15 protein-coding genes are annotated in these 15,026 nt (G+C 62.7%); 4 read left to right on the top strand and 11 right to left on the bottom strand.

Annotated elements, in window-relative coordinates:
• Positions 1 to 50 precede the first annotated feature (50 nt).
• Positions 51 to 1,088: a DUF4062 domain-containing protein gene (locus A11A3_RS10715; protein ID WP_237738856.1), complete on the bottom strand. Its 1,038-nt coding sequence runs from the start codon at positions 1,086 to 1,088 to the stop codon at positions 51 to 53.
• 197 nt (positions 1,089 to 1,285) lie between these two features.
• Here A11A3_RS10715 and A11A3_RS10710 point away from each other — a divergent pair, with 197 nt between their 5' ends.
• Positions 1,286 to 2,032, top strand: coding sequence for a ParA family protein (locus A11A3_RS10710; protein WP_008929318.1), 747 nt, complete (start codon positions 1,286 to 1,288; stop codon positions 2,030 to 2,032).
• A gap of 11 nt (positions 2,033 to 2,043) precedes the next feature.
• Here A11A3_RS10710 and A11A3_RS10705 read toward each other — a convergent pair whose 3' ends face one another.
• Together A11A3_RS10705 and A11A3_RS10700 are read right to left on the bottom strand one after the other, a co-directional pair.
• Positions 2,044 to 2,637: a TetR/AcrR family transcriptional regulator gene (locus tag A11A3_RS10705; RefSeq protein WP_008929317.1), complete on the bottom strand. Its 594-nt coding sequence runs from the start codon at positions 2,635 to 2,637 to the stop codon at positions 2,044 to 2,046.
• A gap of 64 nt (positions 2,638 to 2,701) precedes the next feature.
• Positions 2,702 to 4,393, bottom strand: coding sequence for an acyl-CoA dehydrogenase family protein (locus A11A3_RS10700; RefSeq protein ID WP_008929316.1), 1,692 nt, complete (start codon positions 4,391 to 4,393; stop codon positions 2,702 to 2,704).
• Positions 4,394 to 4,688: 295 nt separating this feature from the next.
• Here A11A3_RS10700 and recQ point away from each other — a divergent pair, with 295 nt between their 5' ends.
• The gene (gene recQ / locus A11A3_RS10695; RefSeq protein WP_008929315.1) at positions 4,689 to 6,827 is read left to right on the top strand and encodes a DNA helicase RecQ; all 2,139 of its coding nucleotides are present in this window, start codon (positions 4,689 to 4,691) and stop codon (positions 6,825 to 6,827) included.
• Here recQ and A11A3_RS10690 read toward each other — a convergent pair whose 3' ends face one another.
• Positions 6,828 to 7,265 (bottom strand): MgtC/SapB family protein, encoded by a 438-nt coding sequence (locus A11A3_RS10690; RefSeq protein WP_008929314.1) that lies wholly within the window; start codon positions 7,263 to 7,265, stop codon positions 6,828 to 6,830.
• Positions 7,266 to 7,393: 128 nt separating this feature from the next.
• Here A11A3_RS10690 and A11A3_RS18165 point away from each other — a divergent pair, with 128 nt between their 5' ends.
• Positions 7,394 to 7,525, top strand: a complete 132-nt coding sequence (locus A11A3_RS18165) for a hypothetical protein (RefSeq protein ID WP_272942974.1) — start codon at positions 7,394 to 7,396, stop codon at positions 7,523 to 7,525.
• Positions 7,526 to 7,610: 85 nt separating this feature from the next.
• Complete coding sequence (locus tag A11A3_RS10685) at positions 7,611 to 8,969, top strand: DEAD/DEAH box helicase (protein WP_008929313.1); 1,359 nt, start codon at positions 7,611 to 7,613, stop codon at positions 8,967 to 8,969.
• 44 nt (positions 8,970 to 9,013) lie between these two features.
• Here the strand turns inward: A11A3_RS10685 and A11A3_RS10680 are convergent, their stop codons facing one another.
• The 7 genes from A11A3_RS10680 to A11A3_RS10650 form a co-directional block, all read right to left on the bottom strand.
• Positions 9,014 to 9,691 (bottom strand): hypothetical protein, encoded by a 678-nt coding sequence (locus tag A11A3_RS10680; protein WP_008929312.1) that lies wholly within the window; start codon positions 9,689 to 9,691, stop codon positions 9,014 to 9,016.
• Between the two features lie 128 nt (positions 9,692 to 9,819).
• Positions 9,820 to 10,335, bottom strand: coding sequence for a PraA/PraB family alkane oxidation protein activator (locus tag A11A3_RS10675; RefSeq protein WP_008929311.1), 516 nt, complete (start codon positions 10,333 to 10,335; stop codon positions 9,820 to 9,822).
• 134 nt (positions 10,336 to 10,469) lie between these two features.
• A complete protein-coding gene (locus A11A3_RS10670; RefSeq protein ID WP_008929310.1) occupies positions 10,470 to 11,528 on the bottom strand; it encodes a succinylglutamate desuccinylase/aspartoacylase family protein in 1,059 nt (352 codons plus the stop codon).
• A gap of 91 nt (positions 11,529 to 11,619) precedes the next feature.
• Positions 11,620 to 12,528, bottom strand: a complete 909-nt coding sequence (gene rimK / locus A11A3_RS10665) for a 30S ribosomal protein S6--L-glutamate ligase (protein WP_008929309.1) — start codon at positions 12,526 to 12,528, stop codon at positions 11,620 to 11,622.
• The gene (locus A11A3_RS10660; protein WP_008929308.1) at positions 12,525 to 12,959 is read right to left on the bottom strand and encodes an ATP-dependent zinc protease family protein; all 435 of its coding nucleotides are present in this window, start codon (positions 12,957 to 12,959) and stop codon (positions 12,525 to 12,527) included. The genes rimK and A11A3_RS10660 overlap by 4 nt, the downstream gene beginning before the upstream one ends.
• 7 nt (positions 12,960 to 12,966) lie before the next feature.
• The gene (gene gloA, locus A11A3_RS10655; protein WP_008929307.1) at positions 12,967 to 13,350 is read right to left on the bottom strand and encodes a lactoylglutathione lyase; all 384 of its coding nucleotides are present in this window, start codon (positions 13,348 to 13,350) and stop codon (positions 12,967 to 12,969) included.
• 140 nt (positions 13,351 to 13,490) lie between these two features.
• Positions 13,491 to 14,876: a YncE family protein gene (locus A11A3_RS10650; protein WP_008929306.1), complete on the bottom strand. Its 1,386-nt coding sequence runs from the start codon at positions 14,874 to 14,876 to the stop codon at positions 13,491 to 13,493.
• Between the last annotated feature and the right edge of the window lie 150 nt (positions 14,877 to 15,026).

Raw genomic sequence — 15,026 nt, 5'->3', positions numbered from 1 at the left:
GTTGAATAGCGCCTTCGCGCCGTTATCAATTATCCATTCTAAATTATCAATTAAATCTTAACCCTCACCGACCGCTTCACCGCCATTACCTGGCTCATGGTGTTATCGCCGTGGGCGGTGAGTTGCCACATGGGCAGGCCGCGGCTGTCCTTTTCCTGGCTTTTGTTGATCAGCCCCAGCGCACGCAGGTGCACCTTGACCTGGTTGAAGGCATGGCTGGCCATGACCACGTTGCGCACCGCGTGGGCCTTGGGGAAATCACCCTGCACGTCCGCCAGCGCCCGCCGGCCGATGTAGTCTTCCAGCGCTTTCTGCAGCGACATTTCCGAGGCCGGGTTGAGCATCAGGGGCGCCACGCAGGCAAAGGCCTGGTCCCAGCTAATGCGGGTGCTGGCCATGGCCAGCTTGCAGTCACCGCCTTCGTAGACATTGCAGGAATAATCCAGACTGACCTGGTCACTGCCGCGGGCCAGGCTCTTGAGCGGCGGGCGGGCCTGGGCGAGCAGTTCTTCTCGCTCTTTCTCCAGCACCGCAATACGCTCCTTCAGCGCCGCGCTCTGGGCACCACCACCCTGCCCGGCCCGGTCGGCGCGGATCCAGCCATCCGCCGGGTGCTCGCGCATGACCTCGGGCATCACCTTGCTGATCAGTTCCGCCAGGCCCTTCTCGGTGCTCCAGCGGTAACAGATGGCCTTGTTCTCCAGCAGGCGGGCGAAATCCTCGCGACGTACCTGGCCTTCACGGGTGGTTTCCCGGCGGCTCTCGGGCAGCATGGCAGGGTTGTCGTGGATCAGGGCGATTACCGGTTTGCGCTTGGTGGCGGCAAAGATATATTCGCGATGAATCTCGCTGAGCCCCATGGGCGAGAGAGTGCCGTAACGGCCGCCCACCAGCAGAATGAAATAGTCACTTTCCTCGATCATCCGCTGAATGACCGGCAACAGGGTGTTGCCGTCGGCGGCGCTGCTGTCGAACCCGGTGGGCATCAGACCCATGTCCATCAGCGGCACCATCAGCGCCTGACGCGCCTCCTGCATATCCGGATAGGTAGCGCTGATAAAAACTTGATAGCGATTGTCGGCTGTCACCCTGACCTCTTCCACCGGTTCCGTGGCCGTTCGGACTCTTCTGGTCCCGTGTATGGACCGCTATTAAAGCGCCACCAGGCCGGCACCACAAGCCATCGTGAGACAGGCTGGCCGGTTCATGCTAGCCTGACCCCACACTGGCGTTGTGGTTCCGCCGTCGTCTGCGCTACATATACAGCTTACAGGAAAGCCGAGTCATGCAAACCATTGCCTTTTACAATCTGAAAGGCGGTGTCGGGAAAACCACCACGGCGGTCAACGTGGCCTGGCACGCCTCCCGCTGGAAACACCGTACGCTGTTGTGGGATCTGGACCCCCAGGGGGCGGCCAGTTTTTATCTGGGCGTGGACCAGGGCGAGGGCTACAAGGCCGGTACCGTGCTCAAGGGCAAACAGCCCGTTGGCCGGCTCAAGTGTGCCACCCGCTGGCCCAATCTGGATGCCATCCCCGCGGATCTGAGCATGCGCAACGCCGATATCAAGCTGGTGGAAAACGGCGGCGCCAGGAACCGTATCAAGCAGCTGATTGCCCCCCTGGGGGAAAGCTACGAGCTGGTGATTCTGGATTGTCCGCCGACCCTGAGCCCGGTGGCGGAAAGCATTTTTGCAGCGGCGGACTATCTGTTCGTGCCGGTGATTCCCACCCACCTGTCCCTGCGTGCCTTCGACCAGGTACGCGAATGGCTGGACAACAAGAAATTCGGCCACCTGACGGTGGTGCCTTTCTTCAACATGGTCGACCGCCACCGAGACCTGCACGTGGAAATGCTGGTCAAGCGCCCGAAAAGCATGAAAGGCGGGCTGAAAACCTGGATCCCCTACTCCACCCATGTGGAACAGATGGGCGATCACCGGGCTCCGGTGGGCGAATTCGCGCCCTACACGCCCTCCGCCCAGGCCTATCGCGCCCTGTGGTTCGAGATTGCCGGCAAGCTGAAACTCTGAGCCGTCGCGGGTTATAGACCGATGGCACGCAGGCAGAAGCCCACCAGGGCTTCGGCCACGTCATCCTGCTCCAGTGGCTCGGACAGGGGCCCGACCAGGGCCTCGGCAATGCCGCCCACCATGGCCGCCGCCACCACCGCAATATTCTGCTCGGGCAGCTCGCCGCTCGCCACGCCCTCACGCAACAGCGCCTGGTAAAGGCTGGCGTACTGGCGTCGGTAATGCAGACGCTCACTGTCCACTTCCGGGTCCACCGGCTCGGCAATCAGTGCCCAGGCCAGCTTGGGGGCCGACTGGGCCCGCCGCACAAATTCCTGCAGCACATGGGTAAGACGCGCCACCACCGTGTCGCCGTGGGTCATGGCCTGCGCCACCGCCGCCACCTCACGCTCGGTGGCGCGGCGGAACACCTCCGCGGCCAGCCGCCCCTTGTTATCGAAGTACCGGTAAAGGGTACCCACGCCCACGCGCGCCTGACGGGCCAGGGTCTGCATGGTCAGGTTGGCAAAGCCGCCCTCACGGACCAGTTGCTCGGCACTGACCAGCAGGTGCTCGCGCTGCGCCGCCTTTCTGGCCCTGACCTGATCAGTTTCACGGTACGCCATCAATCGGCCTTCCAGACAAAACCGACATTATCCCGACCCACCGGGCCTCTGTCAGTGGCCAACATCAGGCCTGCCAGGGATTGGCGCGCTGCAGCAGGGTGTCCAGGTCCAGCCCCCGCGGCAGGGTGCCGTAGTTGCGATCACCGTGCTGGCCCAGGCGGGAGGCGATAAACGCATCCGCCACGGCCGGGTTGCCCGCTGCCACCAGCTGGCTGGCCTGCATGGTCAAGGACAGGCGATCAACAATATCCCGGGCCCGGTATTCGGCATCGTCCATGTCGGTGAATTCCTGCTTGAGGGCATTCACCGCCTTGTCCAGACGGGCATCACTGCCGGCGGTCTTGCCCAGCTCGGCAAACCAGGTGTCCAGCACCGCCGGCGTCTTGGCCAGGGCACGCAGCATGTCCAGCGCCTGCACATTGCCGGACCCCTCCCAAATGGCATTGATGGGTGCCTCCCGGTAGAGACGGGCCATGATGAAGTCTTCGGTGACACCGTTACCGCCCAGGCATTCCATGGCCTCGTAGGCATGGAAGGGGGTGCGCTTGCAGATCCAGTACTTGCCCGCCGGCAGGCCCAGGCGCAGCAGCAGCTTTTCGTGGCTATTGGCCGGGTCCAGGGTGGTGTTGTCCAGTGCCTCGCCCATGCGCATGGCAATGGCCAGTGAGCCCTCCACTTCCAGCTGCAGGTCCGCCAGCACGTTACGCATCAGCGGCTGATCGATCAGTGTCTTGCCAAAAGCGGCACGGCCCTGGGCATGGTTGACGGCCTGGGCAACGGCCTGGCGCTGCCCGGAGGTGGAACCAATCATGCAGTCGAAACGGGTCATGGCCACCATCTCGATGATGGCCGGCACGCCACGGCCTTCTTCGCCCACCAGCCAGCCCAGGGCGCCACGCAGCTCGATTTCCGACGAGGCGTTGGAAACGTTACCCATCTTGTTCTTCAGACGTTGCACCTGGATCGGGTTCTTGCTGCCATCCGGGCGCCAGCGCGGCACCAGAAAACAGCTGACGCCGGCCCCGGTCTGCGCCAGCACCAGGAAGGCATCGCACATGGGCGCGGAGGTGAACCACTTGTGGCCCACCAGTTCATAGGCCTCACCGGGCCCTTCGGCACCTATCGGGTAAGCGCGGGTGGTGTTGGCCCGGACATCGGAGCCGCCCTGTTTCTCGGTCATGCCCATGCCGATGGTGAGCGCCTGCTTTTCCGTGTGGGGCACGTTGCGCGGGTCATAGGCGTTATTGAGGATTTTCGGCAACCATTCCTTGGCCAGTGACGGGGTCAGCTTGATGGACGGCACCGCCGCGAAGGTCATGGTCAGCGGGCAGCCATGCCCGGCCTCCGCCTGGGCCTGCAGGTAGCTTTGTGCGGCCCGGGCCACATGGGCCCCGGCCCGTGGCGCCGCCCAGGGCGCCGAATGAATGCCGGCCTCCAGGCCCAGCGCCATCAGCCGGTGGTAGGCCTCGTGGTATTTGACGTAGTCCACCCGGTAACCCTGACGGTCATGGCTGAAGAACTGGGGTTTGTGTTCATTGGCCAGAAACCCCCACTCAATGACCTCGGCGCTGCCGGTGCGGGCGCCGTGGGCGGACAGCTGGGGCTCGGCCCAACCGGCACCATGGCGGCGCACCGCCTCGCGCAGAGCCGTGTCGCTGTCATAGGCGTTGTAGTCTTCCAGCGCCCGGGCCTGGTTGAAGACTTCATGGGTCATGGCCATGGGGTCAGCGTTGAGGGTGTCATGCTTGGCATTCATGGTGGCTCTCCACAGGGCAGTTTGCCGCCGGGTCAGTGACCCCCGGCCGGCACTCTCGCCAGTCTACGCCCTCCGCCATCGACCAGGGTGCACGCCTGTCGGACGCCGGAGTCGGCAGTTAATCGGAACTTGAGTTCATTTCTTTAAAAGAAGTGAATCATAATTCCTACCTTTGAGCAAGCGATTGGCTGACAACCCCCGGGGCCTCTGGCGGACAACCATTGTCAGCCGGGATTTCATGCCCGGCAGTGGTTCATGGATGTCACACCGCAGGCCCGGCAGGTATACTCGCGCCATGCAATCCGATGCCCATTCCGTTCTCGAGCACGTCTTCGGCTACCACCAGTTCCGCGGTGAACAGCAGGCCATCATCGATACCCTGATCCAGGGCGACGATGCCCTGGTACTGATGCCCACCGGTGGCGGTAAATCCCTGTGTTATCAGATACCGGCCCTGGTCCGCTCGGGCACCGGCGTGGTGATCAGCCCGCTGATTGCCCTGATGCAGGACCAGGTGGATGCTCTCAAGGCACTGGGCGTCAGGGCCGGCTTTCTCAACTCCACCCTGGCCTTTGATCAGGTGCGGGAACTGGAAGCGGCGCTGCTGCAGGGCGAGCTGGACATGCTCTACATTGCCCCGGAGCGCCTGATACAGCCGCGAACCCTGTCGCTGCTCAAGCAGGCTGACATTGCCCTGTTTGCCATCGACGAAGCCCACTGCGTGTCCCAGTGGGGTCATGACTTTCGCAACGACTATCTGCAACTGTCACTGCTGCACCGGGAATTCCCCAGCGTGCCGCGCATCGCGCTCACCGCCACCGCCGACAACCGCACCCGCACGGAAATCGCCGAACGGCTGGATCTGACCCAGGCGCGCCATTTTGTCTCCAGCTTCGACCGGCCCAATATCCAGTACCGCATCGAACGCAAGGACGGTGCGCGCAATCAGTTGCTGCGCCTGCTGCGCACCGAGCACAGCGGCGAGGCGGGCATTGTCTACTGCCTGTCACGCAACAAGGTGGAGCGGGTGGCCGACTGGCTCTGCCAGCAGGGCATCAACGCCCTGCCCTACCACGCCGGCCTGCCCGCCGGCACCCGTGAAAAGAACCAGCAGCGTTTCCTGCGCGAAGACGGCCTGGTCATTGTCGCCACCATTGCCTTCGGCATGGGCATCGACAAACCGGATGTGCGCTTTGTGGCGCACCTGGACCTGCCCAAGAGCATCGAATCCTACTACCAGGAAACCGGTCGCGCCGGCCGTGACGGCGAGCCAGCCACCGCCTGGATGGCCTATGGCCTGGAAGATGCCATCAAGCTCAAGCAGATGCTGGCGCAGAGCAACGGCAGCGAGCAGCACAAACGCAACGAGCACCAGCGCCTGGAGGCCATGCTGGGGCTATGCGAGATCACCCGCTGCCGCCGCCAGGCCCTGTTGCACTATTTCGGCGAAACCCTGGCCCAGCCCTGTGGCAACTGCGACACCTGCCTGAACCCACCACAGACGTTCGATGCCACCGAGGCCGCCCAGAAAGCGCTCAGCTGCGTCTACCGCACCGGCCAGCGCTTCGGCGTCAACCACCTGATCGACGTGCTCACCGGCAACCGCTCCGACAAGGTGGCCAGCGCCGGCCACGACCATGTGTCCACCTGGAACATCGGCAACGAATTCAACGCCACCCAGTGGAAGAGCATTTATCGACAGCTGGTGGCCCAGGGCCTGCTGACCGTGGATATGAACGGCTATGGTGCCCTGCAACTCACCGAAGCCTGCCGCCCCTACCTGCGCGGCGAAAAGCCGTTGCACCTGCGCCGGGAGCTGGCCAAGGCCAGCAAGACCACCACCCGTCGCAGCCACTCCGCCGTGGCCGAGGCCGACCGGGTACTCTGGGAAGCCCTGCGCGCCTGCCGCAAGCGCCTGGCCGAGGAAGAAGGGGTGCCGCCCTACGTGGTCTTCCATGACGCCACCCTGATGGACATGCTGGCCGTACGCCCCCGCAACCGCCGGGAACTGGCCGCGGTGAGCGGCGTGGGCGATCGCAAACTGGAGCGTTACGGCGATGATTTTCTGGCCGTACTGAACGACAACGACGATGCGGCCGATGGCGTGGCGGAACCCGCCGGCCCGGACAGTAACGAGATACTGGCACTGGCCCAGGCCAATATGAGCCCGGCACAGATCGCCAACCAGCAGGGCATCAACGAACAGACGGTCTACCGCCAGCTGGCGGAACTGGTGGCCAGCGGCCAGCTGACACTGGAGCAGGCACTGGGCCTGTCAGAGGTGGAAATCGGCATCATTCAGGATGCCCTGCTCAGCCAGCCCAACCTGGCCGAGGATACCTTCAGCTACCGCCAGCTACGCGATCATCTGAGCGATGACTGGCCCACCGGGGTACTGCACTGCGTGCGCCAGGCCATTCTGGCGCAATGCTGATCAGTCCAAGGGTTCCCGGGGCTGGCGCTTGAACGAGGTGAAGAACTGCAAAATGATGAAGTTGATCAGTGACAGCACCACGGCGATCTCGTAACGGCTGAACGCCACGGAAACGCCGATGGCACCGGTATTCCAGAGGCTGGCCGCAGTCGCCGTGCCGCTGACATTGGCCCCCTCCTTGAGGATCGCCCCGCCGCCGATAAAGCCCATGCCGGTGATAATGCCGTACATCACCCGCGCCTCGGCATCCGAGCCGCTGAACGTCTGCATGCCCACCAGCATGTAGCCACAGGCGGCCACCGATACCAGCGGAAAGGTACGCAGGCCGGCGCCCCGGGCCCGGCGCTCCCGGTTCCAGGCCACCGGCAGCGCCAGCAGGAATGCCAGCCCCAGCTGGTACAGGTGCGTGCCCATCTGGGCCCAGTCCAGGTCTTCCATTGCCACCTCCCTGCCATGCACAAAAAGCCAATATCGTCACGCTCTGTAAGCAAAAGCTTACAACAGGGCAACAGACCCGATTGTCGCCCACCCCTTACTGTAAAGCTGTCATACAAGGGGAAACTACCATGGAACAGGACGACATCAGCACCTTCGACTGGGTACCGGACGAACTGGCCCAGGTATTTGAAGACAGCCATGCCGACCATCACAGCGATTGGCAGACCATTGAAATCCGTGCCGCCATCCTGGCAGCCTGATCGAAAACTGTCCCATTAAGCGCTCGTGTTGCGCGAAGATATCGGTTAGTCTTCGCGCCCCTTCTCGATAATTCGATTCCCCTTCATGAGTTTTTCCAATCTCGGGCTCAGTGATGCCCTGTTGTCGGCCGTGGCCGAAAAAGGCTATACGCAACCCTCGCCGATCCAGGCCCAGGCGATTCCCGCCGTACTGGACGGCAAGGACGTGATGGCCGCCGCCCAGACCGGCACCGGCAAGACCGCCGGTTTTACCCTGCCGCTGCTGGAACGTCTGAGCCATGGCCCCAAGGTACGCCACAATCAGGTACGGGCCCTGGTACTGACCCCCACCCGCGAACTGGCCGCCCAGGTGGCCGAAAGCGTGGAAACCTACGGCAAGAACCTGCCCCTGCGCAGCACCGTGGTCTTTGGTGGAGTCAAGATCAATCCGCAGATGCAGCGTCTGCGCGGCGGCGTGGATGTGCTGGTGGCCACCCCCGGCCGTCTGCTTGACCTTTACCAGCAAAATGCCGTGCGTTTCGATCAGCTGGAAATTCTGGTGCTGGACGAAGCCGACCGCATGCTGGACATGGGCTTCATCCACGATATCCGCAAAATCCTCGCCAAGCTGCCGCCCAAGCGGCAGAACCTGATGTTCTCGGCCACCTTCTCGCCGGAGATCCGGGCGCTGGCCAAGGGGCTGGTCAACCAGCCGGTGGAAATTGACGTGAGCCCGCGCAACACCACCACCGAGCTGGTCACTCAATGGATCATTCCGGTGGACAAGAAACACAAGCCGGCCCTGCTCGCCCACCTGATCAATACCCACAACTGGTACCAGGTGCTGGTATTCAGCCGCACCAAGCACGGCGCCAACCGGCTGGCCAAGCAGTTGGAAGCCGGTGGTATCGAGGCCGCCGCCATCCATGGCAACAAGAGCCAGAATGCCCGCACCCGCGCCCTGGCGGACTTCAAGAGCGGCAAACTGCGGGCCCTGGTAGCCACCGACATTGCCGCCCGCGGTCTGGATATCGACCAGCTGCCCCAGGTGGTCAACGTGGACCTGCCCAATTTGCCGGAGGACTACGTTCACCGTATCGGCCGCACCGGCCGGGCCGGCGCCAGCGGCCAGGCGGTATCCCTGGTCAGCGCCGACGAGAGCAAGCAGTTGAAAGACATCGAGCGACTGATCCAGAAAAAACTGGAACGTCGCCAGATCGACGGTTTTGTGCCCTCGGAAGTGGTGCCGGACGCCGGCGAGCCACTGCCACCGAAACGTCGGCGGCCGAAGAAGCCCAAGTCCGATAAGCCCGCCGGCCAGAATAACGGCCAGAAGCGCGGCGCCGGCAACGGCCAACCGCGCGGCAGCAACAAACCCGCCGGTCGCGCCGATGGTGCGCCCGCCCGCAAGGGCCCGCCGCGCCGCCGCCGGCGCCCGGCACGCAAGCCTGCCAGCCAGGCATAAAAAAACGGGGCCAGATGGCCCCGTTTTTCATTGCCGCCCGGTCATTAACCGCGCTGGCGCAGGATCCCCTGATAGTGCGCCATGTAGCCTTTCAGCTCTTCATCGCTGAGGTTGCGCAGGACCTTGTTGTTGACCGCATGCACCGCCTTGCGGCTGCCGTCCACGCCCACGTTCAGGGCTTTCTGGGTAACGAAACCGATCTTCACCACCTTGGTATTGGCGACAAACACCTCATCAATGATCTTGTCCGCCACGGACCCCATGGCACGGGTGACCAGCTCCACGTCCTGGGTGCCCTTGCCCTCGGCGCACAGCTCGGCGGCCTGGCGGAACTGGGCGGCGAAGGCATCGTCCACCGGAAAGGCAATATAGGCGTGGTTGTCATTGTCGGCACCGGCCTGCCAGTACATGGCCTTGACGTTTTCCACCACCGGCGCGAATTCCTTGTTGGTGACCTTCTTGAAGATCTGCCGGGTCAGCATGCTGGAGGCCTTGCCGCCGGTGCTGACAGCGAAGTCGATGATCTTCTGCTGGCCGGAGCTCAGCTGCGCCATATTGGCCGGCTCCACCAGGAACAGGCTGAGAATGCGATCGGTGAGATGATCCACCATGTGGATGAATTTTTCTGCGCTGTCCTTGCGGTCATGCTCCACCGCGTGCAGGAAATCTTCGGTGCTGTTAACCAGCGCCGGATTGGCAGGAATCGCCACCACATTTTGCATCGTTATGTCCTTGCATCAGCCTGTATCAGTGGGGCGCTATGATATAGGGCGTTTCCCGTCAGGGGAAACGCCGATCAGGCCGGAATAACAAAGCTCATACGCGCAGAGGCAAATAGCTCAACAAACCCTTACCGGGTTTGCTCTGCCACCGACAGGGTGTCCACGGCGCGGATATCCACCGACGGCGAGGTGATCATGGTGCCATCCATGGCACAGTCCGGTCCCAGGGTGACCTGCTCGAAGGCGGCGGAGGCCCGGGCATTGCGCCACACCAGCGACACCGGGCCGGGCCCGCAGATTCCGCCCAGCACCGGGACCCGCACCTTCACCTGCATATCCTGCACGGTGAGTTGATGCGGGCTGTCCACCTGGCCTTGCCAGGGCAGGCCCAGGGCCTTGATGCTCTTGCACAGGGGGTTGAGGCCGCCGAAGTGCACCGCAGTGACTTCAATGGCGCCATCGCCGGCCACGGTACCGTCGAAGGTGGTGGCGCAGGTGACCGGGATATGGCCCTTTTTCATGGCCAGATCGCCGGAGGCGGAAAAGGCACCGGCCGGAGAGACCGACACCTCGGCAGCACCGGCTGACACGGTCAGCAACAGGCCGCAGGCCAGCATGGCGGCTGGCAGGCTACAGGTTCGCATTATTGTTCTTCCCTGGTTGCGTTAGCCGCCAGTCATTCCCCCCGGCGGTATCTATCCAGTTTGATGCTGGCATGCTGCGGCAAAAATGCCAAGACATGCATACACAAGGATGTGATTACCGCCACAGCGGCGCCTCAGACGATGGGAGGCTGGCCGGCCAGGGTCGGGCCCTTTTCGATATCCGAGGTGAACTCTTCCAGGGACTGGGCCACCTCGCTGACTTCCTCGAAGCGGGCAATGTGATAGAGCGCCTCGCCTTCGTTGACCAGCGGCAGGTTGTTGCGACCCACCAGAATGCCGGCAGCGGGCGAATGGATATCCACATCCTCACCACCGAAGGGGCTGGAGATGCGGCCGATCAGATCGCCCTTCTTGATCCAGGCGCCCAGCGCCACCAGTGACAGGAAGACACCGTCGCGCTCGGCCCGCACCCAGCTTGAAGAGCGGGCGATGTAGGGCTCCGCCGGCGCCTTGGTGCGGCGCGAGCCGGTCATGCCCAGGTGCTGCATGATATTGAGTACCCCCTTGACCCCGGCGCGGATGCTGCCCTCGTCAAAGCGCAGTGCTTCGCCGGCCTCGTAGGTAATCACCGGAATGCCCTGGGCCTCGGCCACCTCGCGCAAGGTGCCCTCGCCCAGCACCGAATTGATCACCACCGGCACGCCGAAGGCGTTGGCCATGGCAGCGGTATCGTCACTGGACAGGTCGGCACGGATCTGTGGCAGGTTGGCCCGGTGAATGGCACCGGTATGCAGGTCCACCGCATGGGTGGCACGGTCCAGCACCTGGCTCTTGAACTGCCAGGCCATGCGCGCGCCGAGGCTGCCGGTTTCCGAGCCGGGGAAACAGCGATTGAGGTCACGGCGATCCGGCAGATAACGGGTCTTGTGGATGAAGCCAAACACGTTCACCACCGGCACCGCCATCAGGGTACCGTTGAGGCTTTTCAGGGCGGAATGGCGCAGCAGGCGCCGGATGATCTCCACGCCGTTAAGTTCGTCACCGTGAATGGCGGCACTGACCATCAGCACCGGTCCCGGGCGGCGGCCATGGATCACATGGATCGGCACATTCAACGGCGTCTGGGTATAGAGCTGGGCCAGCGGCAGTTCCACCTTGGCCCGGGTGCCCGGCTGCACCGTCACACCATCAATCTCGAAGGGCTTGTTCCTGGGTTCTTTTGTGTTTTTCATTTTTCACCACAAACCTGAAATGCACCACGAGCCATGCTCAACGACACCCTCCTGCACGCAGTGGGGATTTCCGCTTCACTGTTAACGGCGTCTACCCCTTGGCGCCCTTGGTCTGCGTACGGTAGGGGCGCGCATCCTTCTCGATAAACTTGATGATCATGCCGGCCACGTCCTTGTGGGTGGCATTTTCGATGCCTTCCAGCCCCGGCGAGGAGTTCACTTCCATCACCAGCGGGCCATGATTGGAGCGCAGAATATCCACACCGGCCACATTGAGGCCCATGATGCGCGCCGCACGCACGGCGGTGGCGCGCTCTTCCGGGGTGATGCGAATCAGGCTGGCACTGCCGCCACGGTGCAGGTTGGAGCGAAATTCGCCGGGCAGAGCCTGGCGCTTCATGGCGGCGATCACCTTGCCGCCCACCACGAAACAGCGGATGTCGGCGCCGCCGGCCTCCTGAATATATTCCTGCACCATGACCGACACATTCAGCCCCATGAAGGCCTCGATCACTGACTCGGCGGCCTTGCGGGTTTCCGCCAGCACCACACCGATGCCCTGGGTGCCTTCCAGCATCTTGATCACCAGCGGTGCACCACGAACCATGTTGATCAGGTCGGGAATGTCATCCGGGGAGTGGGCAAACCCGGTGATCGGCAGGCCCACACCCTTGCGCGACAGCAACTGCAGCGAGCGCAGCTTGTCACGGGAACGGGAAATGGCCACCGACTCATTGATCGGAAACACGCCCATCATCTCGAACTGACGCAGCACGGCGGTACCGTACTGGGTAATGGATGCACCAATACGGGGAATCACCGCATCAAAGCCTTCCAGCACTTCGCCCTTGAAGTGAATCTCCGGCTTGTGGGACACCATGCTCATGTAGCAGCGCAGGGTGTCGATCACGTGCATTTCATGGCCGGCGGCCTCGCCGGCTTCCACCAGACGTCGGGTGGAATAAAGCCGCTTGTTGCGGGACAGGATTGCAATTTTCATGGTTGCTCTTGGTTTCCGCCTAACAGAAAGGATGCCGTCGGATCGACCAGCAAACGGCCCATAGCCGTGCGACCGAGCAGCATACGGAATTTCATGGTGTCGCGATCAGTGAGCGTAATTTCAATGGGCCAGCGTTGCGTGCCCATGACAATCTCGGTGCGAATCACCGGTCGCTCCTCACGGTGACCGCCGGAGTCGGACACCACGCGCCGATCCAGCACCGGGGCTTCGCATTCCACCACCGTGTCGTTGTCCTGCAGCGGATGCAGGGAAAAGCGCACCCAGTCGGCGCCGTCACGCTGAAAGCTTTCCACTGCGAAGGCATGCAGTGCCGAGGTGCGGGCCCCGGTATCCACCTTGACCTTGATGGTGTCGATACCCAGTTCAGGCAATTGTGCCCATTCCCGCCAGCCTACGGTGGTTTGTGTCATCAGCCTGTCAGTCCCTTTGCAGCAGTTCGATCTTGTAACCATCCGGGTCCTGGGCAAAGGCCAGGATCGTGGTGCCGTGTTTCATGGGGCCCGGCTCACGGCTTATCACCCCGCCCCGTTCGCGAATACGCTCACAAGCAGCGTACACGTCGTCCACCGCCAGGGCCACATGGCCATAGCCATCACCGAGATCATAATGCTGCTGATCCCAGTTACAGGTCAGCTCCAGCACGGCCCCCTCGGATTCCGGCTGATAGCCGACAAACACATTGGTGAAACGGCCTTGCGGGTAATCCTTGCGGCGCAGTTCCTGCATGCCGAGCACCTCGGTGTAGAAGGCCACGGACCGTTCCAGATCGCCCACGCGCAGCATGGTGTGCAGAATTCGCATGATGAGTTCGCTCCTGTTATCAGCGGGCCAGGGAGCCCCCTCTCGTGTCAGGGCGAATAGTGGGAGCAGCGGACAGGATTGACAATAAAAAAGTGGCAAAAAAACGGGAGCGACCCAGGCGCCGCTCCCGCAGTGCCCGGTCAGGGCAGGAAGACGCTGTCCTGCTCTGCCACCCAGCGCTCGGGCACGCTGCCCTCGCGGATGCGCTGGGGATGGTCGCCCACGTTGACGCGGGCGACTTCTTCACCGCTGGCATAGTGGAACACGGACATCTGATCGGTGCCGCTCCAGGACACATAGCAATGCTCGCCATCCTCGCTGGTGGTCACCCAGTAGGGTTTTTCACCGATACCGGTCTTCAGCTGATACTGGGAGGAGCGGCGGTCCACCAGCGCCACATAGTCACTCATGGTGCCGGCCACACAGAGGGTCTTGTCGTCGTCGCTCATGGCAATGCCGTGGTGGGCAGAATCGTTCACGTAGAGTGCCCGGGGCAAGCCATTGGTCAGGTCCGGCAGTTCCACCAGGCGCAGCACTTTTTCTTCCTGCATGTCGTATTCAATAAAGCCGTGCAGGAAAGACAGCTGAAAATAGAAGTAGCGCTCATTGGAGGTATGGGCCATGGGCCGCACCGCCGTGCTCAGGTTGCCATAGCCGGCAGCCTCCAGGTCCGCAGCCAGGTCCAGACGCTTGATGATTTCCAGGCTGTTGGCATCCACCACCTGAAACACCCGCTCGCCCTTGGTGGCATCCAGCAGATTCTGGCCCAGCAGGCCATCGGTGAGATCGCCCACCAGCTTGTTGTCCAGCGGCGTGTAAACCGTGCCGATACTGGCGTGGTAGATACGCTGGCCATCGTCGGAGTAGACATTCTCGTGGGGTGAATCCCCGGAGGCGAAACGGCCCTGCTCTTCGCCGGTTTCCACATCCAGAAGGTGCACCACATTGCCGGTGGACGCGGACACCGCCACCTGGCGGCCATCCGGAGACAGGGCCATGTGATCCGAGCGGTAACCGTCTACCTTGAAACGCCAGGCAATCTCGCCGCTGGCCACGTCGATGGCCACCACATCCGCATAACTGGGGCGGGAGACGATCAGCAGGCGCCCGTCCGTGGAGCTGTACATATCATCCACGTACTGGTGATGGCCCTCGCCGATGAGCACGCGAATGCCCTGGAAAAACAGCAGATCCAGCGGGTTGGAGGCAATGGCCTGCTCACGTGCCTGCTGGTCCGGAATGCCGTTGATACGCCCCAGCCGCTGATAGGTCTGCGCATCGATCACATCGATCATGCCTTCCCAGTTGTTGCCCACGAAAATCACCTGGCGCGGCCCGTCACGGGGCTCCGCCGGCGTATCGTCGGCCACCTCGTCGGGGCGCTCTTCCTGCCGGGGAGTCTCACCGGAGGTGGCATTGCTGGTGGCGCCCGATTCGCTGCCGCCACAGGCGGCCAGCAACAGGGCGGCAAGAAAGGTGGTGAATCTCAGGGAAGCCAGGGGGAGATGGCGTTGCCCGGTGGTCATGGCAGTGTCCTCAATCAGCCCGTTGTTATTGCTATAGAGTCAACGAGCCTAAATGAGACCATCGTGCAAACTAAATAGGCTTTGCTTGTCATTATGTAACGCCACCCCCCGGCAGCGGACATAAAAAAACGCCGCGAGCTGCATGGCTCG

Source organism: Alcanivorax hongdengensis A-11-3, from assembly GCF_000300995.1.
Classification (GTDB): domain Bacteria; phylum Pseudomonadota; class Gammaproteobacteria; order Pseudomonadales; family Alcanivoracaceae; genus Alcanivorax; species Alcanivorax hongdengensis.
The sequence above is the reverse complement of the archived record's forward strand: the minus strand, read 5'-3'. Positions and strand labels throughout refer to the sequence as shown.